This window comes from Pseudomonas cremoricolorata (assembly GCF_000759535.1).
Taxonomy (GTDB): domain Bacteria; phylum Pseudomonadota; class Gammaproteobacteria; order Pseudomonadales; family Pseudomonadaceae; genus Aquipseudomonas; species Aquipseudomonas cremoricolorata_A.
In genome coordinates this window covers 3,211,476-3,231,886 of record NZ_CP009455.1, presented here as the reverse complement: position 1 = coordinate 3,231,886, position 20,411 = coordinate 3,211,476, and the positions used below count along the sequence as shown (strand labels likewise).

21 protein-coding genes and 2 tRNA genes are annotated in these 20,411 nt (G+C 62.8%); 13 read left to right on the top strand and 10 right to left on the bottom strand.

The window, feature by feature from the left end; genetic code table 11:
• Positions 1 to 64: 64 nt before the first annotated feature.
• From LK03_RS14495 to LK03_RS14480, 4 genes are all read left to right on the top strand, one after another.
• Entirely contained in the window at positions 65 to 454 is a 390-nt protein-coding gene (locus tag LK03_RS14495) for a carboxymuconolactone decarboxylase family protein (protein ID WP_028696081.1), read from the top strand.
• Between the two features lie 88 nt (positions 455 to 542).
• Positions 543 to 1,295, top strand: a complete 753-nt coding sequence (locus LK03_RS14490; protein ID WP_028696082.1) for a GntR family transcriptional regulator — start codon at positions 543 to 545, stop codon at positions 1,293 to 1,295.
• Positions 1,296 to 1,297: 2 nt separating this feature from the next.
• Positions 1,298 to 1,858, top strand: a complete 561-nt coding sequence (locus LK03_RS14485; protein ID WP_038413053.1) for an NUDIX hydrolase — start codon at positions 1,298 to 1,300, stop codon at positions 1,856 to 1,858.
• Between the two features lie 67 nt (positions 1,859 to 1,925).
• The gene (locus tag LK03_RS14480) at positions 1,926 to 2,168 is read left to right on the top strand and encodes a DUF1654 domain-containing protein (protein ID WP_038413052.1); all 243 of its coding nucleotides are present in this window, start codon (positions 1,926 to 1,928) and stop codon (positions 2,166 to 2,168) included.
• 10 nt (positions 2,169 to 2,178) lie between these two features.
• Here LK03_RS14480 and LK03_RS14475 read toward each other — a convergent pair whose 3' ends face one another.
• From LK03_RS14475 to LK03_RS14460, 4 genes are all read right to left on the bottom strand, one after another.
• Positions 2,179 to 2,604 carry an HD domain-containing protein gene (locus LK03_RS14475; RefSeq protein ID WP_038413051.1) on the bottom strand — a complete coding sequence of 142 codons (426 nt, stop codon included), beginning with the start codon at positions 2,602 to 2,604 and terminating at the stop codon, positions 2,179 to 2,181.
• 113 nt (positions 2,605 to 2,717) lie between these two features.
• A complete protein-coding gene (locus LK03_RS14470) occupies positions 2,718 to 3,287 on the bottom strand; it encodes an SPOR domain-containing protein (protein ID WP_038413050.1) in 570 nt (189 codons plus the stop codon).
• Between the two features lie 236 nt (positions 3,288 to 3,523).
• A tRNA-Val gene (locus LK03_RS14465) sits at positions 3,524 to 3,600 on the bottom strand.
• A 171-nt stretch (positions 3,601 to 3,771) separates the two neighbouring features.
• A tRNA-Val gene (locus tag LK03_RS14460) sits at positions 3,772 to 3,848 on the bottom strand.
• Positions 3,849 to 4,052: 204 nt separating this feature from the next.
• Here LK03_RS14460 and LK03_RS14455 point away from each other — a divergent pair.
• Complete coding sequence (locus tag LK03_RS14455) at positions 4,053 to 5,336, top strand: NAD(P)/FAD-dependent oxidoreductase (RefSeq protein ID WP_038413049.1); 1,284 nt, start codon at positions 4,053 to 4,055, stop codon at positions 5,334 to 5,336.
• Between the two features lie 42 nt (positions 5,337 to 5,378).
• On the opposite strand, the gene LK03_RS14450 is transcribed toward LK03_RS14455, so the two are convergent.
• Positions 5,379 to 6,059: a peptidase C39 family protein gene (locus LK03_RS14450; RefSeq protein ID WP_038413048.1), complete on the bottom strand. Its 681-nt coding sequence runs from the start codon at positions 6,057 to 6,059 to the stop codon at positions 5,379 to 5,381.
• Between the two features lie 208 nt (positions 6,060 to 6,267).
• Here LK03_RS14450 and LK03_RS22195 point away from each other — a divergent pair, with 208 nt between their 5' ends.
• Positions 6,268 to 6,429 carry a hypothetical protein gene (locus tag LK03_RS22195; RefSeq protein ID WP_156109536.1) on the top strand — a complete coding sequence of 54 codons (162 nt, stop codon included), beginning with the start codon at positions 6,268 to 6,270 and terminating at the stop codon, positions 6,427 to 6,429.
• Positions 6,430 to 6,522: 93 nt separating this feature from the next.
• Here LK03_RS22195 and LK03_RS14445 read toward each other — a convergent pair whose 3' ends face one another.
• A complete protein-coding gene (locus tag LK03_RS14445; RefSeq protein ID WP_038413047.1) occupies positions 6,523 to 7,275 on the bottom strand; it encodes a TerC family protein in 753 nt (250 codons plus the stop codon).
• Between the two features lie 135 nt (positions 7,276 to 7,410).
• Here LK03_RS14445 and nhaR point away from each other — a divergent pair, with 135 nt between their 5' ends.
• From nhaR to LK03_RS14430, 3 genes are all read left to right on the top strand, one after another.
• Entirely contained in the window at positions 7,411 to 8,304 is an 894-nt protein-coding gene (gene nhaR, locus LK03_RS14440; protein ID WP_038413046.1) for a transcriptional activator NhaR, read from the top strand.
• Between the two features lie 77 nt (positions 8,305 to 8,381).
• Positions 8,382 to 9,593 carry a serine/threonine transporter SstT gene (gene sstT / locus LK03_RS14435; RefSeq protein ID WP_038413045.1) on the top strand — a complete coding sequence of 404 codons (1,212 nt, stop codon included), beginning with the start codon at positions 8,382 to 8,384 and terminating at the stop codon, positions 9,591 to 9,593.
• A gap of 82 nt (positions 9,594 to 9,675) precedes the next feature.
• Complete coding sequence (locus LK03_RS14430; protein ID WP_038413044.1) at positions 9,676 to 10,323, top strand: YceH family protein; 648 nt, start codon at positions 9,676 to 9,678, stop codon at positions 10,321 to 10,323.
• Between the two features lie 8 nt (positions 10,324 to 10,331).
• Here LK03_RS14430 and LK03_RS14425 read toward each other — a convergent pair whose 3' ends face one another.
• The 4 genes from LK03_RS14425 to LK03_RS14410 form a co-directional block, all read right to left on the bottom strand.
• Positions 10,332 to 12,128 carry a glycoside hydrolase family 15 protein gene (locus LK03_RS14425; RefSeq protein WP_038413043.1) on the bottom strand — a complete coding sequence of 599 codons (1,797 nt, stop codon included), beginning with the start codon at positions 12,126 to 12,128 and terminating at the stop codon, positions 10,332 to 10,334.
• 190 nt (positions 12,129 to 12,318) lie between these two features.
• A complete protein-coding gene (gene zwf, locus LK03_RS14420) occupies positions 12,319 to 13,812 on the bottom strand; it encodes a glucose-6-phosphate dehydrogenase (RefSeq protein WP_038413042.1) in 1,494 nt (497 codons plus the stop codon).
• Positions 13,812 to 14,831 (bottom strand): phosphogluconate dehydrogenase (NAD(+)-dependent, decarboxylating), encoded by a 1,020-nt coding sequence (gnd, locus tag LK03_RS14415; RefSeq protein ID WP_430962047.1) that lies wholly within the window; start codon positions 14,829 to 14,831, stop codon positions 13,812 to 13,814. Before gnd ends, zwf begins: the two co-directional genes overlap by 1 nt.
• 85 nt (positions 14,832 to 14,916) lie before the next feature.
• A complete protein-coding gene (locus LK03_RS14410; protein ID WP_038413040.1) occupies positions 14,917 to 16,263 on the bottom strand; it encodes a PLP-dependent aminotransferase family protein in 1,347 nt (448 codons plus the stop codon).
• 170 nt (positions 16,264 to 16,433) lie between these two features.
• Here LK03_RS14410 and LK03_RS14405 point away from each other — a divergent pair, with 170 nt between their 5' ends.
• The 4 genes from LK03_RS14405 to LK03_RS14390 are packed head-to-tail and all read left to right on the top strand — an operon-like array spanning position 16,434 to position 20,060.
• A complete protein-coding gene (locus LK03_RS14405; RefSeq protein ID WP_038413039.1) occupies positions 16,434 to 17,144 on the top strand; it encodes a serine O-acetyltransferase in 711 nt (236 codons plus the stop codon).
• Complete coding sequence (locus LK03_RS14400) at positions 17,141 to 17,932, top strand: alanyl-tRNA editing protein (protein ID WP_038413038.1); 792 nt, start codon at positions 17,141 to 17,143, stop codon at positions 17,930 to 17,932. Before LK03_RS14405 ends, LK03_RS14400 begins: the two co-directional genes overlap by 4 nt.
• Positions 17,929 to 19,140, top strand: a complete 1,212-nt coding sequence (locus LK03_RS14395) for an MFS transporter (RefSeq protein ID WP_049870494.1) — start codon at positions 17,929 to 17,931, stop codon at positions 19,138 to 19,140. The genes LK03_RS14400 and LK03_RS14395 overlap by 4 nt, the downstream gene beginning before the upstream one ends.
• A complete protein-coding gene (locus LK03_RS14390) occupies positions 19,137 to 20,060 on the top strand; it encodes a pyridoxal-phosphate dependent enzyme (RefSeq protein ID WP_038413037.1) in 924 nt (307 codons plus the stop codon). The genes LK03_RS14395 and LK03_RS14390 overlap by 4 nt, the downstream gene beginning before the upstream one ends.
• Positions 20,061 to 20,411 lie beyond the last annotated feature (351 nt).

The following is a 20,411-nucleotide window of genomic DNA, read 5'->3' as shown; positions in this document are numbered from 1 at the left end:
CTTTTTTGGGGGCCGCGCCCACTCACCCTCGGTTGTGGCCCCCGTTTTCATTCGGAGCATGCAGATGAGCAACGAGAAGTACGAAAAAGGCCTGGCGATCCGCACGCAAGTGCTGGGCGAGGCTTACGTCAATCGCTCGATCGAGAACGCCGACGATTTCAACAAGCCGTTGCAGGATCTGGTCACCGAGTACTGCTGGGGCCATGTCTGGGGCCGTGACGGCTTGTCGCTCAAAGAGCGCAGCATGATAAACTTGGCCATGATTTCCGCCCTCAACCGGCCGCACGAACTCAAGTTGCACATCCGCGGCGCACTGCGCAACGGCCTGAGCCGTGAACAGATTCGCGAGATCCTTCTGCAGGTCGGCATCTATTGCGGCGTACCCGCGGCGGTGGACAGTTTCCGCCTGGCCCGCGAAGCGTTCGCCGAGGCCGACGCAGAGTCAACCCGATAACAACGGGCTGTTCGAACCACTGCAGGAAGCACCTCGGTTCGCGGTGCTTCCCTGATATGGGCGCACAGCCTCTATTAGAGCGCACCCAATGAAACGCCAGCCCCTCGACGACAGCTTCAAGGTCAACCGCAACCCCGTCACCCTGCGCGAGATCGTGCTAGACAAGCTGCGCAGCGCGATCATGAATTTCCACCTGCTGCCAGGCGACCGCCTGGTCGAGCGCGACCTGTGCGATCGTCTCGGGGTCAGCCGCACTTCGGTGCGCGAGGCGCTGCGTCACCTGGAGTCCGAAGGGCTGGTGGAGTTCGCCGACGCCAAGGGGCCGAGGGTCGCCATCATCACCCTGGAAGATGCCCGCGACATCTACGAGCTGCGTTGCGTGCTCGAAGGGCTGATCGTTCAACTCTTCACCCTCAATGCCAAGAGCAAGGACATCCGTGCCCTGGAACGGGCGCTGGAAGAAAACCGCGAGTCGCTCGAGCAGGGCGAGCTGCAACAAGTGCTCGAATCGGTGCAAGGCTTCTATGACGTGCTGCTCGAAGGCTCAGGCAACCGCGTCGCCGCCCAGCAGCTGCGCCAGTTGCAGGCGCGCATCAGCTACCTGCGAGCCACCTCGGTGTCGCAGCACAATCGCCGCGGCGCCAGTAACCGGGAAATGGAGAAAATGGTCGAAGCGATCAAGAGCGGCGACCCGCACGCTGCTCACCAGGCCTCGGTAGACCATGTTCGTGCCGCCGCTGCCGTTGCCCTCGAGTACCTGCGCCAGAAGCAGGAAGACGACACCCCGGTGCGCCCGATCGCCGAGCCATTGACCCAGAAAGACCCGCGCATAGGTCGCTGATCATGGCCATCGCCCCGCGCTACTGCCCACATTGCACCCAGGCACTCGTTCGGGGCATCCCCAGCGGCGACACCCATGAACGCCTGTTCTGCGCGTGTGGCTACATTCACTACATAAACCCCAAGATCATCGCCGGCTGCATCATCGAGCGCGAGGGCCGCTACCTGCTGTGCCAGCGCGCCATCCCGCCCAAGCCCGGTACCTGGACCTTGCCCGCAGGCTTCATGGAAGCCGGGGAAACCACCGAGGACGCTGCCCTGCGCGAGGTCTGGGAAGAAACCGGAGTGCGCGCCGACATCGTCTCGCCCTACTCGATCTTCAGCGTGCCGAAGATCAGCGAGGTGTACATCATCTTCCGCGCCCTGGCTGTGGAAGAAACCGGCGAGCACGGCCCTGAGACCCTCACCTACCGCTTCTTCGACCCCGACGACATCCCCTGGGACGAGATCTACTACCCCGCGATCCGGCAGATCCTCGAACGCTACATCCTAGAACGCAAGGCCGGGGTGTACGGCATGTACATGGGCAACGACGATACGGGCAAAGTGCACTTCATGCGCTGAGCCGCAGTTGCGCAAAGGCTGGCGTTGAAATACTGTACGCACATACAGCCACCTAGGAAGCCGATCCATGGCCAGCACCGCCGCCACGACCCCAAGCAGCTACACGCAGTTGGGCGTCCGCATCCAGAAAATCATCAACGGCACCGCCGCGCAGCGCAGCAAGACAGCGCTGATCTTCCGTCTTGAGCACGAAACCGTTGATGACTGGGAAACGCTGCTCGAAGAGATCGCCGAAAACGACAACGTCACCCTCGCCCACCGCGACGATGGCGGCGTGCAGATTTTCTGGACGGTGCCGAAGGAGGATTGAGGGGCCAGGCTCAGGCCAACGCTTGCAGGTAGGCGCTGGCCTGGCGATAACGGCTGAGGCGTTGCAAGTCGGCGGGGCCAGGGGTGGGAATGCGCGTCATGTCGCTGTTGTCGGCCAGATCGGCCAGCTTGACTGCGCGCGCCAGCGGATCGCTGCCCAGGCGCTGGACGAACGATTCATAAGGCTCGTCGCCGCGCCGGCTCAGCGCCAGCAGGGCCGCCAGAACCTTCAGGTTGAAGCCTTCTCGGGCCAGGTCCGAGACCGTCAGCGCGGTGTCTTCCAGTACATCGTGCAGCACCGCGACGATGCGCTCTTCCTGGGTATGCATTCGCCGCATCACCCGCAGTGGGTGCAGAATGTACGGCGAGCCACCTTTGTCGAACTGCCCATCGTGGGCAATGGCGGCGATGATGATGGCCTTTTCCAACGTAGACATGAGGCCTCCCCGCTTCAGCGTCTGCCCATCCAAGCATAGTCGTCAACGCGCCCGAGGGCAGGCGCATCAGGCTTGAACTCGGGCTTCCTTGCCCATTGGAGTACCACGGCCGCTCAGCGTTCCACACCGTGCTGAATGACCACTGAGTCAGTGCCCAAACGTGCCATCACGTCGGCCTTGCGCGCATCGGCTTCAGCCTTGCTGGGGAACGGCCCCATCAGTACCACCGGCTTGCCGGCGCGATATTCGACCCAGGAAGGGATGCCTTTCTCGATGAGCCGGGCGGTCATGTCGCTCAGCGCGCCCATGTTGGCGCCTTGAATCACCTCGACGTCCCAGCCATCGGGCGCCGGCTGGTCAGCCAGGGCATCGGCCCGGCGCTGCAGATCGGCACCGCCGCACAACTCTCGGATCGGCAGGTTGTTGCCGGTGTCGTCCACGAGAATCTGGTACTGGCCATCACGCTTCACGGCGACATAGCTGCGATAGGCTTCGAACTGACCGTTGTCGTCCTTGCCGCGGACCTGGCCGCACACCATGCCTTGGGTGTCGATTCGCACGTTGGCGAATTTGGCGGTCTTGGGGTTGTGCAGGTGCTCGGCAACTTGCTTGTGGATGCCTTCGACCTCGTTCTCACAGCCAGCCAAGGCCAGCACTGCCATTACCACTGCCAGTTTGCGCACGCGTGTACCTCCTGTTTCGAAGGGGCGGATTCTAGCACGCCAAGTGGTACGAACCGGGCCGCCGTGGCCGCGCCGCTCGGCTGTAAGCGAGCGATTGAACGGCTTTGCAAGCGCAGCGCGACACAACGCCGCAGCGCTGTGCAGGCTGCGCGGCCGACGACCTGACGAAACACGCAAACGAAAAAGGGCGACCCTTTCGGATCGCCCTTTCACTGCCTGGAAACCAGGACTTTATATGGTAGGCACAATTGGACTCGAACCAACGACCCCCACCATGTCAAGGTGGTGCTCTAACCAACTGAGCTATGTGCCTGTCGTGTGGGGCGCATATTAGAGAGCAAAGCGTTCCCTGTAAAGCGCTTTTTCTTCAAAGTAATCAAAAATTTGCGTAAGCCCGTGGCCACAGGTTGGAACGCGGAAATGCCCCGACCGGAAACCAAAATGCAAAAAAGGCGACCCTCGCGGATCGCCTTTTTAGCGTGTTTGGTAGGCACAATTGGACTCGAACCAACGACCCCCACCATGTCAAGGTGGTGCTCTAACCAACTGAGCTATGTGCCTGTCGTGTGGGGCGCATTCTACGCAGAATAATCACCCTGTCAACACTTATTTAACGGGTAAGCCACTGAATCCTAATCAATTTCTCTTTGAGTAGCGGCAATGACCTGCCGTCCGGGTTTTTTTCCGCATGACTGGCAGGTGTTCATTATTGTTGATAGCATCGGCGCATCCGTTAAAAATATAAAACACGAGGTTTTCCCCGCCATGGCTGACACCCGCTACCCCCAGTCCTACTACGCCGCCTCGGCCAACCCGGTGCCAGCACGTCCAGCGCTGCAAGGGCAGGTGGAAACCGATGTGTGCATCATCGGCGCCGGCTATACCGGCCTTTCAAGCGCACTGTTCCTGCTGGAGAACGGTTTCAAGGTCACTGTGCTGGAGGCCGCCAAGGTCGGCTTCGGCGCCTCCGGGCGCAACGGCGGGCAGATCGTCAACAGTTATAGCCGCGACATCGATGTCATCGAGCGCACGGTTGGCGCGCGTCAGGCCCAACTGCTCGGGGAGATGGCGTTCGAGGGCGGTCGGATCATCCGCGAGCGCATCGCCACCTACGGCATCGACTGCGACCTCAAAGATGGCGGCGTCTTCGCGGCGCTCACCCCCAAGCAAATGGCCCATCTGGAAGCGCAAAAACGCCTGTGGGAGCGCTATGGCCACACTCAGCTGGAACTGATGGACCAGTCGCGTATTCGCCAAGTGGTCGCCTGTGACAATTACCTGGGCGGCATGCTCGACATGAGCGGTGGGCACATCCACCCGCTCAACCTGGCCCTCGGCGAAGCCGCCGCGGTGGAGTCGCTGGGCGGCGTCATCTACGAGCAAAGCCCGGCGATTCGTATCGAGCGCGGCGCAAGCCCTGTGGTGCATACCCCGCAAGGCAGCATTCGCAGCAAGTTCATCATCGTCGCCGGCAACGCCTACCTGGGCAATCTGGTGCCAGAGCTGGCGGCCAAGTCGATGCCGTGTGGCACGCAGGTCATCACCACCGAACCGCTGGGTGAAGAACTGGCGCGCAGCCTGCTGCCGCAGGACTACTGCGTGGAAGACTGCAACTACCTGCTCGACTACTACCGTCTGACCCAGGACAAGCGACTGATCTTCGGCGGCGGTGTGGTGTATGGCGCGCGTGACCCGCAGAACATCGAAGCCATCATCCGGCCGAAGATGCTCAAGGCCTTCCCGCAACTGAAGAACGTCAAGATCGACTACGCCTGGACCGGCAACTTCCTGCTGACGCTGTCGCGCCTGCCTCAGGTTGGCCGGATTGGCGACAACATCTACTACTCCCAGGGCTGCTCGGGCCATGGCGTGACCTACACCCACCTGGCGGGCAAGGTGCTGGCCGAGGCCCTGCGCGGCCAGGCCGAACGTTTCGACGCCTTCGCCGGCCTGCCGCACTACCCGTTCCCCGGTGGGCAATTGCTGCGCGTGCCTTTCAGCGCCCTGGGCGCCTGGTACTACAGCCTGCGCGACCGCCTCGGCTTCTGACACCTTCTGGCCGGGGCAACGACTGCCCCGGCACTTTCCCCATCATTCCTGCAGGCGGCGCACGGCTTGCCGTGCAGCGACTTCCTGACCCTCATGGGCCAGGTCTTCTGCGCCTTTGAGCCAGCGCTCGCGGTCGACATTGGCCGGCAACTGCCGCGGCGGTTGCAGCAACACCGCCCAACTGCCCTCCTGGCGCCAGGCCTTGTCGAAATCGGCGAAGTCGACCAGGCGCCTGCGGTCCATGCCTGCGCGCAGCAGCACGCGCTTCTTGTAACGGTCATAGCCGACCAGCACCGCATAGCGCGGCTCGGACCAGAAGCTCGAACCTTCCTGATAACGCAGCAGCACCGGGTTGCCCGCGGCCACTTGCACCAGCAAGGCTTCCAGGCGTTTGTCCAGCGGATACACGACTAGGCCGTATTCACGGGCCACGCGGGGAATGGCGGTTTGCAAATGATCGATCTGCTCCGGCAGGCCGAGGGGTTTGTCCAAAAGGCCCGGGGTGACATTCACCCCTTGCTGGGACAGCAGGGTCGCCAGGGCCAAGGCGCCGCCGTGGTAGGCGTTGCCGCGGAAGAACGGCACGCCGCTGATCTCGACGCGCTGCGCCAGATCCTTGGGCAGCGCCGGTGGTGCGCTGGAGCAGCCCGCCAGGGTGGTGGCCAGCAAGGCCGCCGCCAGGCCAAGGCGCAGGTGGCGGGCGATGGATGAATGCTGCGGCATGGTTTCTCGCTTGTCTCAACGCCTGGCCAATGGTGCTCAGGCTCGGCCCACGATCATAGGCGGCGCAGGCGCCACGGTATACCCCGGAGCGCACGCGCAACGAGGCGTCGGCGTCACAGGACCATCGGTCAATTGAACGTCATCAACGGCAGGCTAGACTTCACCTGTATCAGCGCTGCCCCCAGGCAGCGACGCCGAGGAGCCGACCATGAGTCTGACGATGGCAATCATCCTGCTGATAGGCATGTGGACCAGCGTTGCACTGGCGATGCTATGGGGCGTACTGCGCATCCTGCGCCGCCACGCCCCCGCTCGTCCTGCAGCCCTCCCCCACACACCACGCGTGCGCTTGAAGAAAGCTGGGGTGTAGGTTCGAACCCGAGAGGTCTACACCGGCCTTTCGCGGCTAAAACCGCCCCCGCAAAGGCCGCGTAGCAGCGGCTTTAGCCGCGATATGTCTTGCTCAACCTTCGCTGGCTTCGCGCTTGAGGCGGGCGCGTCGGGCCAGGATATTGAGCACTTCGATCAGCGTCGAGAAGGCCATGGCCGCATACACGTAGCCTTTAGGCACATGGGCGCCAAAGCCCTCGGCGATCAGCGTCATGCCGATCATGATCAAAAAGCCCAGAGCCAGCATCACCACGGTCGGGTTGTCGTTGATGAACTTGGCCAGCGGATCGGCGGCGACCAGCATCACGATCACCGCGCTGATCACCGCGATGATCATGATCGGCAGGTGCTGGGTCATGCCCACGGCGGTGATGATGCTGTCGATGGAGAAGACGATGTCGAGCAGCAGAATCTGGAAGATCGCCGCACCGAAGCCCAGGGTGATCGTCGAGCCGACTTTGTCTTCTTCCTTGGCGCCGTGCGGGTCGACGTTCTCGTGAATCTCCTTGGTCGCCTTCCACAACAGGAACAGACCACCAGCGATGAGGATCATGTCTTTCCAGGAAAACGCGTTGCCCAGCACCTCGAACACCGGCTCGGTCAGTTGCACGATCCACGCCACGGTGCTGAGCAGCGCCAGACGCATGACCAACGCCATGCTGATCCCCACCCGCCGCGCCTTGGAACGGTAGGCCTCGGGCAATTTGTTGGTGAGAATGGAGATGAAGATCAGGTTGTCGATACCCAGGACGATTTCCATCGCCACCAGTGTGGCGAGGGCAACCCAGGCAGTAGGGCTTGAAGCCAGTTCCAGCAAGTATTCCATTGATCGTATCTCGCAAAAGGGGTCGGGCGCCCTGGCAGGCGCGTGATCACCGGCCATCCTAGCCTGACAAAAACATCAGGAAAATTCGTTTTTTCAGCGGCTATACTTCGCTTTTTACGAACTGTTACATCGACCATGCTCAATTATCGACAACTGCACTACTTCTGGGTGGTCGCCAAGACCGGCAGCATCGCGCGCGCCAGCGAGCAACTGAACCTCACGCCACAGACCATCAGCGGGCAGATCAGCCTGTTCGAGCAGGCCTATAACATCGAGCTGTTTCAGCGCGTGGGACGCCAGCTGGAACTGACTGAAAGCGGTCGACAAACCCTGAGCTACGCCGAGCAGATGTTCCAGATCGCCAGCGAACTGGAAACCGTGCTGCGCGCGCAACCGGAAGAACAGCAGATCGTCTTTCGCGTGGGCGTCGCAGATATGGTGCCCAAGTCCATCGTCTATCGCCTGCTGGCGCCGGCCATGGCCCTGGACGGTGTGCTGCGCATCAGCTGTCGGGAGGACAAACTCGAACGCCTGCTGGGCGATCTTGCGATCCAGCGCCTCGACCTCGTGATCTCCGACAGCCCGATGCCCAACCATCTGGATATCAAGGGCTTCAGCCAGAAGCTGGGCGAATGTGGCCTGAGCTTCTTCGCCGACCCCGCCCTCGCCGCGCGCCTGAGTGCCGGCTTCCCGGCGTGCCTGCACAACGCCCCACTGCTGATTCCGGGGCAGGACACCATGTTGCGCAGCCGCCTGCTGCGCTGGCTGGCCGAGCAGCACTTGCAGCCACGCATCATCGGTGAGTTCGACGACAGCGCCCTGATGCAAGCCTTCGGCCAGTCGGGCAGCGGTCTGTTCGTCGCCCCTAGCGTGATCGCCGAGGAAGTCTGCCAGCGCTGCGCAGTGCAACTGATTGGACAGACCGATGCGGTCACCGAGGCCTTCTATGCGATTTCGGTCGAACGCAAGGTCAAGCACCCCGGCATCGTCGCCATCACCGAGAGCGCGCGACACCAGCTGTTCCAATAGAAGTACGGGTCAGTCACACGGTGAACCCTGTGATAGAGTCCGCCGCTTATTTCCGAGGCCTCGAGGCACCGCTGCACATGTCTGCTGTATTTCGCCTGCTGAACCGCACAAGCCTGGTCACCCAGATCGTCATCGGCCTGGTCGCCGGCATCCTCCTGGCCGTGCTGGCGCCCAGCGTCGCGGTCAACCTGACGCTGCCCGGCAGCGTGTTCATCTCGGCGCTCAAGGCGGTGGCGCCGATTCTGGTGTTCGTCCTGGTGATCGCCTCGATCGCCAACCACCAGCAGGGTCAGCAGACGCACATTCGTCCAATTCTCTGGCTGTACCTGATCGGTACCTTTTCCGCAGCCCTGGTGGCGGTGGTAGCGAGCATGCACTTTCCCTCGACGCTGGTGCTCAACGCTGGCGAAGCCGGCCTGAGCGCCCCGGGCGGCATCAACGAGGTGCTGCAGGGCCTGCTGATGAGCGCGGTAGACAACCCGGTCAGTGCGCTGGTCAACGCCAACTTCATCGGCATCCTGACCTGGGCGATCGGCCTGGGCGTGCTGCTGCGCAAGGCCGGCAAGGCCACCCGCGGCGTCGCCGATGACCTGTCCAGGGCCATCACCGACATCGTGCGGGTGGTGATTCGCTTCGCCCCGCTGGGCATCTTCGGCCTGGTCAGCTCGACCCTGGCCCAGGCCGGTTTGCAGGCGCTGCTGGGCTACCTGCACCTGCTCGGGGTACTGCTGGGCTGCATGCTGTTCGTGGCACTGGTGGTCAACCCGCTGATCACCTGGTGCATGATTCGCCGCAATCCGTACCCACTGGTGCTGCTGTGCCTGCGCGAAAGCGGCATCACCGCGTTCTTCACCCGCAGCTCGGCGGCCAACATTCCCGTGAACCTGGCGCTGTCGGAAAAGCTCGGCCTGCATGAAGACACCTACGCCGTGTCGATCCCGCTGGGTGCGACCATCAACATGGCCGGGGCCGCCATCACCATCACCGTGCTGACCCTCGCGGCGGTGCACACCTTGGGCATCGCGGTCGATCTGCCAACCGCCGTGCTGCTCAGCGTGGTGGCATCGATCTGCGCCTGTGGCGCCTCAGGCGTCGCCGGCGGCTCGCTGCTGTTGATTCCTCTGGCTTGCGGGCTGTTCGGTATTCCCAACGAAGTGGCCATGCAGGTGGTGGCGGTCGGCTTCATCATCGGCGTGGTGCAGGATTCGGCGGAAACCGCGCTGAACTCTTCGACCGACGTGGTATTCACCGCCGCCGCCTGCGAAGCCATGGCCCGCCGCGGCGCCTGAATCAGCCCCGCCCGCGCTCGGCATTTGCCTGGGCGCGCGGCGCGCCCTACCCTAATGGCCTTTTCATTGCAGAGAACGCGCCATGACCGATCAGCCCGTCACCGACGCCGCCCGCTTCACCGACATCGAAATCCGCGTACTCGGCGCCTTGATCGAGAAGCAGGCGAGCAGCCCGGAAAGCTACCCACTGACGCTCAATGCCTTGGTGCTGGCCTGTAACCAGAAGACCAGCCGGGAGCCGGTGATGAATCTGACGCCCGGCCAGGTCGGCCAGGCCCTGCGCGCCCTGGAAGCGCAAGACATGACCCGCTTGCAGATGGGCAGCCGCGCAGATCGCTGGGAACATCGCCTCGACAAAGGCCTGGAGCTGGTGCCGGCGCAGCTGACGCTGATGGGGCTGATGTTCCTGCGCGGGCCGCAGACCCTCAACGAACTGCTCAGCCGCAGCAGCCGCCTGCACGCCTTCGAAGACCTCGATCAGGTGCAGCATCAGCTCGAGCGCCTGGTCACCCGCGAGCTGGCCCTGCACCTGCCACGCCAGGCCGGCCAGCGCGAAGACCGCTATACCCATGCGCTGGGCGACCCGGCGCAGATCGACGCGATCATCGCCGCGCGCCAGCATGGCGCGGGGGAAAGCCGCAGCGCTTCAGGCGTGTCCGAGGATCGCCTGGAAGCGCTGGAGGCGCGTATCGCTGCGCTGGAGGAGCGTCTGGCCCTGCTGGAAGGCTAAGACGCTGCTCATTCGCTGCGACTGGCGCGATCACGCACCGGGCAGCGTGCCTGAAGTTTGAGCGCGGTGTTGATGATGCCGATATGGCTGAACGCCTGGGGGAAGTTGCCGAGCATGCGTTTGGCTTTCGGGTCGTACTGTTCGGCCAGCAGGCCGACATCGTTGCACAAGCCCAGAAGGCGCTCGTACAGGGCCTGGGCCTCGTCGCGCCGCCCCAGCAGCACGTAGACATCGCACAGCCAGAACGTGCAGACGAGGAAGGTGCCCTCGCCCGCAGTCAGTCCGTCGGCGCCGCTGTCGGTGTCATAGCGCATCACCAGGCCTTGGTGCAGCAGGCGCTGTTCGATCTGCTCGAGGGTGCGCAAGAAGCGTGGGTCATCGGCCGGCAAGAAACCGGTCAAGGCGATCTGCAACAGGCTGGCGTCCATTTCTTTGGAGTCATACGCCTGGACGAAGAACTGCCCGGTCGGGTCCAGACCGCGCTCGCAGACCTCGCGGCGAATCTCTTCGGCCACGTTGCGGTAATGCTGACTCTGCTCGGTGTCCTGATCGGCACTTTCCGCCAGCAGCGCGGCGCGGTCGAAGGCGACCCAGGCCATGACCTTGGAATGCACGAAGTGTTGCTGGCCGCCGCGCACTTCCCAGATGCCTTCATCCGGATCACGCCAGATGGTTTCCAGGTACGGCAGGATCAGCCGCGAAATCGCCGCACTGCGCGGGTGTCGCGGCAGGCCGGCCTTGATCGCCTGGGCCATGGCGTCGGCCACTTCCCCGTAGATGTCGAGTTGGTGCTGATTGGCCGCAGCATTGCCGACCCGCACCGGCTGCGAATGCTCGTAACCGGCCAGCCACGGCAGCGTGTATTCCTGCAGGTCGCGCTCACCGGCCAGGCCATACATGATCTGCATCTGCTCAGGATTGCCGGCCACCGAGCGCAGCAGCCATTCACGCCAGGCTTGGGCCTCTTCGATGTAACCCAGGTTCATGAAGGCGAACAGCGTCATGGTCGCGTCGCGCAGCCAGCAATAGCGGTAGTCCCAATTGCGTTCACCGCCGAGACGCTCAGGCAGCGAGGTGGTCACCGCCGCGACGATGCCGCCGGTGGGCGCGTAGGTCATGGCCTTGAGGGTGATCAGCGAACGCCGCACCTGGGCGCTGTAGGGGCCTACCTCCGGGCAGCGACTGGCGAAGGTCTGCCACTGGTCGATGGTTTCTTTCAGCGCCGCCTCAACGTTGCAGTCTGGCTCGATGGGCAGGTGCGAACGCTGATGGCGCAGGCTGAACGTTTCCCGCTGGCCGGCACTGACGCGAAAGCGCGCCACGGTGTGGTGGTCGGCGGCATGCGGCGCCACGCTGCTGCACAGGATCACCCGGTCAGGCCCGGCCACCGCGCTCAGGGTGTGTGGGTCGAGCATCTCGACCCACGGCACGCTGCGGCCATAGTCGAAGCGCAGCACCAGGTCCATCTCGAAGTGGACATCGCCGCTTATCCCCTCGACGATACGTACCACCGAGTTGGTTTCGGTGAGCGGCATCAGATCGAGTACCCGCGCCGTACCACTGGCTGTCACGTAGGTGGTCTCCAGCACCAGCGTATCGTCCAGGTAGCGCCGCTCGCTGTGCGAGACCGAATCGCACGGGGCGATTCGCCAACGGCCGTTCTCTTCGTTGCCAAGCAGGCTAGCGAACACCGCCGGGGCGTCGAAACGCGGCAGTGATAACCAGTCCAGCGAACCGTTGCGATTGACCAGGGCAGCGCTACGGCAGTTGCCCAGCAGGGCATAGTCTTCGATCAAAGCGGGCATCTCATGTCCTTGGTAGCGGTCAATTGGGAATCGCGGTTGTTCCAGCCACACATTCGGTATTCACCCGTAATGCTTTCAACAGCACGGGTTGGGACTGCTTCGCGGTCCATGGCGGCTAAAGCCGCTCACACAAGAGTTGCTAAACCTGTAGCGATGGAGCGCCCAGCCGCCCCGATTGCCTGAGCGGTGCTCAACCGAGCGTGTGCCACTCTCGGTGATCGCGGCCGAGCAGGTCGTTGCCAGCCTCCGGTCCATCCTCCCCGGCCGGGTACTCGTGAACCTCGCCGCCATTGACCCAGGCATCGAGGAACGGCTGCACCGCGCGCCAGCCGTTTTCGATGTTGTCGGCGCGCTGGAACAGAGTTTGGTCACCGGTCAGGCAGTCGTAGATCAGCGTCTCGTAGCCAGTGGCCGGGCTCATCTTGAAAAAATCCTTGTAGGCAAAGCCCAGTTCGACGTTCTCCATCACCAGTTCAGGTCCCGGACGCTTGGCTTGCAGGTCGAACCACATGCCTTCGTTCGGCTGGATCTGGATCTTCAAATAGTTGGGTTTGGGCTGGGCCAGTTCCATGTCGCGGAACTGCGCGTACGGCGCCGGCTTGAAGCAGATGGCGATTTCCGTGTCACGTACGCTCATGCGCTTGCCGGTGCGCAGGTAGAACGGCACCCCGGCCCAGCGCCAGTTGTCGATCATCACCTTGAGCGCCACATAGGTTTCGGTCTGGCTTTTGGGGTCGACATTGGCCTCGTCACGATAACCCCGCATGCGTTTGCCGGCGGCGTACTGCCCACGCACCGAATTTTTCAGCGCCAACTTGGGCGACCACGGTCGAATCGCCCCCACCACCTTGGCTTTCTCGCCGCGCACGGCATCGGCACCGAAGGCCGCAGGCGGTTCCATGGCCACCATCGCCAGCAACTGGAACAGGTGATTGGGAACCATGTCGCGCAAAGCGCCGGTGCTGTCGTAGAACGCGCCGCGGGTTTCCACACCGACGGTTTCCGCCGCGGTGATCTGCACGTGGTCGATGTAGTGGTTGTTCCAGAACGATTCGAACAGCCCGTTGGAGAACCGGCTGACGAGTATGTTCTGCACCGTTTCCTTACCCAGGTAATGGTCGATGCGGTAGATCTGCCGCTCGTCCATGACCTTCAGCAGGCGGGCGTTGAGCGCCTGGGCGCTGGCCAGATCGGTGCCGAACGGTTTTTCCACCACCACCCGGCGAAAACCGCCGGATGACTCATCGAGCAACCCCGCCTCGCCCAGACGCTGGGCCACTTCGGGAAAGAAGCGCGGTGAGGTGGCGAGGTAGAAGATGGCATTGCCGTGGGAGGTCTTGGCGATGCGCTGGGCGATCGCCTGGTAGGTGGCCGGGTCGAGAAAATCGCCGGTCTGGTAGTCAAGACGCCTGGCAAGCTTGGCCCACAGGGCTTCGTCGAGGGTCTTGGGCGCGCCCTCACCGCCCTTGTCGCGCTCGGTGAGGAAATCGTGCAGACGCTCGGCAAAACCCTCGGCGGTGACCTCGTTGTGATCGACGCCGACGATGCGCAGGTTGCGGTCGAGCAAGCCATCGCGGCTCAGGTTGTACAGCGCGGGCATCAACAGGCGTTTGACCAGGTCACCGTTGGCACCGAACAAGAACAGCGTGCAGGGCGGAGCAGCAGGCGTCTTGGTTTTTTTCATCAGCTTTTCTTCTCGACATGACCACCGAAGCCCAGGCGCATGGCCGACAGCACCTTGTCGCCGTAAGTACCTTGCTGCTGACGCGAGCGGAAGCGGGCGAACAAGGCGCTGGAGAGCACCGGTACCGGGGTCGCCTGCTCGACGGCGGCATCGACCGTCCAACGCCCTTCACCGCTGTCCGACACCGAACCACTGAACTGCGACAGCTGCGGATCGGCCGCCATGGCATCGGCGGTGAGGTCGAGCAACCACGAGGTGATGACACTGCCGCGGCGCCAGACCTCGGCGATTTCCGGCAGGTTGAGGTCGAAGCGCTGCGCCTCTGGCAGTTCATCGCTGCCCTTGCTGCGCAGCAGGTCGAAGCCCTCGGCGTAAGCCTGCATCAAGCCGTACTCGATCCCGTTGTGGACCATCTTCACGTAGTGCCCGGCGCCGGGTGGGCCGGCGTGGATGTAGCCGTGTTCGGCGCGCTGGTGCTCGCCTTGCAGGCCATGGGTACGTGGAATGTCGCCGACGCCTGGGGCCAGCGCTGCGAACAACGGCTCGAGACGCTCGAACACATCACGCTCGCCGCCGATCATCATGCAGTAGCCACGCTCCAGCCCCCACACGCCGCCGGAAGTGCCGACGTCCAGGTAATGCAGACCACGCTTGGCCAGCTCGGCGGCGCGGCGCATGTCGTCTTTATAGAAGGTATTGCCACCGTCGATGATCGAGTCACCCGGCTCGAGCAGATCGGCCAGTTGCGCGATGGTCTGCTCGGTCGGCTCACCGGCCGGCAGCATCACCCATACCGCGCGCGGCGCCTGTAACTGCTGCACCACGGCGGCAAGATCGGCGGCGCTGAGCGCACCTTCGCCGGCCAGGGTGTTGACTGCGTTGTGGTCGCGATCGTGTGCGACCACTTGGTGCCCAGCGCGCATAAGCCGTCTTGCGATGTTGCCGCCCATGCGGCCCAAGCCGACGATTCCTAATTGCATGTGCTGGTTGCTCCTACGTGATTTGAATGACAAGACCATGAAACCTTTGCAGATTAGTCCAGCGCGCTGGCCGAGGGTTCAGCAGGCGCCGATGTTTGCGTGATGAATAATGATACGAGTGAGATCAGGATGACTTGACCGTGAAGTGCTGAGCCACCGCCTGGGAAAAGTGCGTGCAGTTGATGCGCGCATAGCGCTGGTAGTCACGCCCCACGGCGAACGCCGAGCCGGGCATCAGCAGAATCTTCTGCTGTTCGAGGCGCGCGATCAGCGCCTGCAGGTTGGCAAGCTCGGGGTGATAGGCCCAGATGAACATGCCGCCCTGGGGCTCGATGTCGAAGCGCCAGCCGCGTTCGAGCAATAGCTTCTGGGTCTGTACCTGCTGGCTGATCAGGCGCTGCTGCACATCCTTCATGTGCCGGGCGTAGGTGCCATCGGACAGAATCGTGTTGACGAAGCGTTCGCAGAACGCCGGCACCGCCACGCAGGTGAGCAGTTTCAGGCGCGTCAGCGGCTCGATCAGCTCTTGGGCGCAGGCGATGTAGCCAACCCTTAGCGAGGCCGACAGGCATTTGGAAAAACTGCCGATGTAGATCACCCGCTCCAGGTTATCCAACTCGGCGAAGGTTTGCCGCACGCCGGGGCTGAAATCGCCGTAGACATCGTCCTCGACCACATAGAACTCATGCTCGATGGCCAGGCGCAGCACCTTGAAGGCGTTGTGCGGGCTGATGTTGCCGCCGGTGGGGTTGTGGAAGGTGCTGTTGCAGAAGAACGCCTTGATCCTGTGCGTGGCCAGGTGCGCCTGCATGGCTTCGATATCAGGCCCGTCCTGGGTGCGCGGAATGCCGATGACCTGGCCGCCAGCCAATTGAATCAGGCGAATCAGGTTGCCATTGCCCGGCTCGTCGACGAACACCTGATCACCGGGCTTGAGCAGCAAGCGGGCGATGAGGTCCAGCGCCTGGGTGGCGCCCAGGGTGGTGATGACCTGACTGGGCCGGGCATCGACGCGGGTTTGACGCTTCATGTGTACGCACAGCTGCTTGCGCATCGGCAAGTGACCAAGGATATCGCCGTACTCGGCCAGCGAGCTCTGCTCGAGCCGCGCGGTGCGGCGAATCGCCTTGGCCAGCGAGTCGGTGTCGCGCCACTCCGGCGGGAGCCAGCCACAACCGAGCTTGGTGTAGTGCTGGCCGCCCTGCAGCAGCTTGAACAGCGGATCGCCATCCATGCTCTGCGGGTCATGGCTGACGGCGATCTGCGCGGCGCGGCTGGTGACGAAGTAACCGCGTCCGGCGAAGGCGGTCAGTTCGCCTTCACTGACCAGCCGCGCATAGGCGGAAACGGCATCGTGATAACTGTGCCCGGCGGCGGCCAGCTTGCGGATCGACGGCATGCGCTGCCCGGCCAGCCACTCGCCATCGGCCAGACGCTGCTTGAGGGAATCGTAGAGGGCGTTGGTGCTCATGCCAGGGTCCGCCAGCCGTTAGGAAATAGAGCCTAACAGTTACCTGGAAACGATGTCGACTGTTCGTTTTCATCCGTAGGAATAGTGCCATTATTCCTTTCGTACTGAACGCCAAGTTCAACAACTTCCGCGCACCACGCCAAACAACCAGACCACTGGAAATCGACATTATGGCCCATATGGACATACAGACTTCTGCGACCGTTCGACTTCCAGTTCATTATGAACAAGAGTCGTTCAAACTCGTCAGAAACTTGCTCACTGCGGCACTTCTGGAATGTTGTTCGCCGCAGGAATATTCCTTGATTAGCGATACTGACATGCTTGAAATGGTTGCCGACCAGTGCCACGACGATTTGCTCGCCTTTGCCGCGAAAGATCCGGCAGCCGGTTTCGATCCGGTGTTCATCGCCCGCACTTACACCTCTTATGCCGCCGTGTTGCATTACCGCCTGGCGCATCAGATCGCCCAGACCTGCGGCAATTTGGCGGCCTACGAACGCAGCCTGGCGGCGATTGTCTCGCGACGCGGCAAGATGCTCTCGGGCGCTGAAATCCACTGCCATGCCCGCATCGGCGCACGCTTCATCATCGACCACGGAGTGGGCACGGTGATCGGCGAAACCTCAGTCATCGGCGATGACTGCTACATCCTCGGCGGCGTCACCCTGGGCGCCCGCGGCATCAGTCAGAACCCCTGCGGTGCCCGACATCCGCGCATCGGCGACCGTGTTCAGATCGGCGCCTTCAGCAGTGTCCTGGGCCCGGTACACGTTGGCAACGATGCGTTCATCGGTCCCGGTTGCATCATCAGCAAAGATGTACCGGCACGCGCCAAAGTTCACGTTAAAACCGCCTTACAGATGGTATTAGAACAATGAACGATTTACTCACCCATGAAGTACTGCGCACCACCGAGAAACTCTATTATCAGGATCAATACCTGACTGCCGCTGACACTCAGGTGGCCCGCGTACATGCCGACGCACTGGAACTCGATAGTACCGTCGCCTATCCCGAAGGCGGTGGCCAGGAGGCGGACTTCGGCACCATCGAATTGCCGATCGGTACGTTGCGTTTTATCTGGGCGAAGAAACTCTACGGCACACCGATTCGCCTTGAAGGTTTCAAAGGCGGAAAGTTGGGCGGGATCATTCTGCATATGATTCACCCGGAAGATCTGCATTTGCTCGAACAGGTCACTGCCGGGATGCCGGCACGGGTGTGCATCGATGCCGAGCGCCGTGATCGCCTGACGGTCTCGCACAGCGCCAGCCACTTCCTGTATGCCGCGGCCATTGCCGTGCGCCAGGAACTGGAACAGTGGACCATCGGTTGCCACATCAAGGAAGACGGCGCGCGCTTCGATTTCCTCGTCGAAGAACCCTTCAGCGCCGAGGACGTGCGCGAAATCGAGCGCCGCGCCAATGAGCTGATCGCCTGGCAGGACGCCATCGAGAACACCGCCGTGCAAGGCTTCGAAGACGCTCGGCTGTGGTCGTACCGTGGCATCGAGATTCCCTGCGGAGGCACCCACCTCGACTCGCCGCAGCGCATCGGCCGCCTGCACGTGCGGCGCAAACGCCTGGGCAAGAGCAAGGAACGCCTGATGTGCGAATTCCCAGACGCCGCGATTGATCTGTCGGCCTACCGGGAGCACCGCGCATGAGCCAGACATTGCCCCGCCGCACCTACCTGTATTTCACCGCGCAGTCGATCAACCTCACCACGGCGGTCATGTCGGTGACCATGGCGGCGATCGTCGGCTCGGCGCTGGCACCTGCTGCGCAGTGGTCCACCCTGCCCTACGGTGTGCAGTTCCTCTGCGTCATGCTCGCCACCTACCCTGCGGCGAAGCTGATGAGCCGCATTGGCCGCAGGCCCGCATTCATCCTCGGCGCCCTGCCGCTGATCGTCTCTGGGGTGAGCGGCTTCTTCGCCGTCGAACACCAGCAATTCGCCCTGCTGGTGCTCAGCCACGCGGCGCTTGGGGTGTACATCGCCTTCGCCAACTTCAACCGTTTCGCCGCCACCGACAACCTGCCCGCGCTGCTCAAGCCCAAGGCGCTGTCGCTGGTGGTCGCCGGCGGGGTGGTCGCAGCGGTGGTCGGCCCGACGCTCACCGAACTGCTGCGCGAGGTCGCGGGTTACTCGCTGTTTTCCCTGTGCTACGCCGCTTTCGTCGGGCTGGCCATGCTGTCGCTGTTGATCGCCCTGTGCCTGCCTGACAGCGCCCCGAGCGAGCAGGCCGCACAGCCCTCGGCGAACGCCACGCCGGTTGCAGCACCGGCGCTCAACCCTACATTGCTCACGGCAATGGCCGTGGCGGCGGTGGGCTACGGGGTGATGAACCTGCTGATGATCCAGGCCTCGATGCACATGCAGCACATGCATGAAGATTTTTCTGACGTGCGCCTGGCGATCCAGTGGCATGTGATCGCGATGTTCGCGCCGTCGTTCTTCACCGGGGCGATCATCGAGCGGCTGGGGTTGCGCACGACCATTTGCAGTGGCCTGGCCATGCTGATCGGCTGCGCGCTGTTGAACATGACCAGCCAGGGCTATGCCGCCATGACCGTATCGCTGGTGATTCTTGGCCTGGGCTGGAACCTGACCTACGTCGGCGGTGGCGCGCTGCTGGCCCAAGCCCTGCAGAACGCACCGGGTGCCATGCAGATGCAAGGCAAGAACGACTTGGCCATCGCCATCTTCGCCACCCTCGGTGCCTTCAGCCCGGCGCTGTTGCTCAGCAGCATCGGTTGGGTCGGCACCAACGTCCTGTGCCTGGTGCTCTGCGCGCTACTGCTGATCGCCGCGGTGCTGGTGCTGCAAACCAGGCCACACCCCCATTACGCCTCGATGAGCAGCGGCAAATGAGCAAGCTGATCCGCACCCGTGAACGCCTGTTGACCAAGCTGGAACTGCATAACCCTGGCGGCAGCCACAAGTACCGTGCCGCCCGCCACATCATCGACAGCGCAGTGCGCAACGGCGATATCGTGCCGGGCCAGACTACGGTGATCGAGAAGACCGGCGGCAACTTCGGCTTCGGCCTGATCGCTGCCTGTCACCGCTACGACATCGCCGTGGAACTGGCGGTCGGCCTTGGCTTCAGCAAGACCAAGCGTGACCTGCTGGAATGCTTCGGCGCCACCCTGATCGGCAAGGACATGCTGCTCGAGGGCGCCTCACCCAAGGAAGTGGTGCAGCACCATCTGCAGCATCAGGACGCCCATGGCAAGTCGTACTTCTACACCGATCAGTTCAACAACCCCGTGGGCGTCGATGCCCATCGCCACCAGACCGCCACAGAGCTTGCCTGCCAGCTGATCAAGGCCCAGGCCGGCAAGGAGATCCTGTTCGTCGGGTGTGCCGGCACCGGCGCCAGCTTCACCGGCGTCACCCTCGGCCTGCGCGACCACGGTTTCGACGTGGAAACGGCACTGGTCGACCCTGCAGGCAGCGATTCCAAGGCTGGAACCTTCACCGATCACCGTTTCGAGGGCATGGCGGTCGGCGTCAGCCCACCGTTTCTGGAGTGGTCGTTGGTCGATCAGCACTGCACCGTGCAGCACGGGGAAATGCTCTTGGCCCAGCGTCAGTTCTACATGCAAAGCGGCGTGTACGTCGGCAATACCGCGGCGGCCTGCCTGGCCGCGGCGCATCGCCTGATGCAGCAACCGCAGTATGCCGACACCACCGTGGTGACCCTCGCCTACGACGCCGGACTGTGGTACCAGGATTTGCAACAGTCAGTGGCTGAGGGTGTCGGCCCATCCGACCCCTGCGGTAACTGAGCGGCCAGAATGCGTGAAGGACCACGCACCAAAATCATAAAAAGAAATAACAATATGAATTCTTATTCTTTTTTTGATGACACCAGCTTGGTTATAACTCCTCTGACTGACAGCCAACACGCTGCCTGCTGTCTACAGCGCAACACTCGATCAACAGGTGTCGCTCACGCAGCACTCGCGCTTGTCGGCACAGGCTGCCAAGCCGTTGATATTCAGGAACATTGCACAACGGCACGACGATTGCTCCAGCAAAGTCCCCTGCTCGATAGACCGGAGACTTGCCCATGAGCCCCCTGCTGAACCCTGCCGCCCAATCCCCAGGCATAAGTCACGCTCACCTTGTCCGCTTGG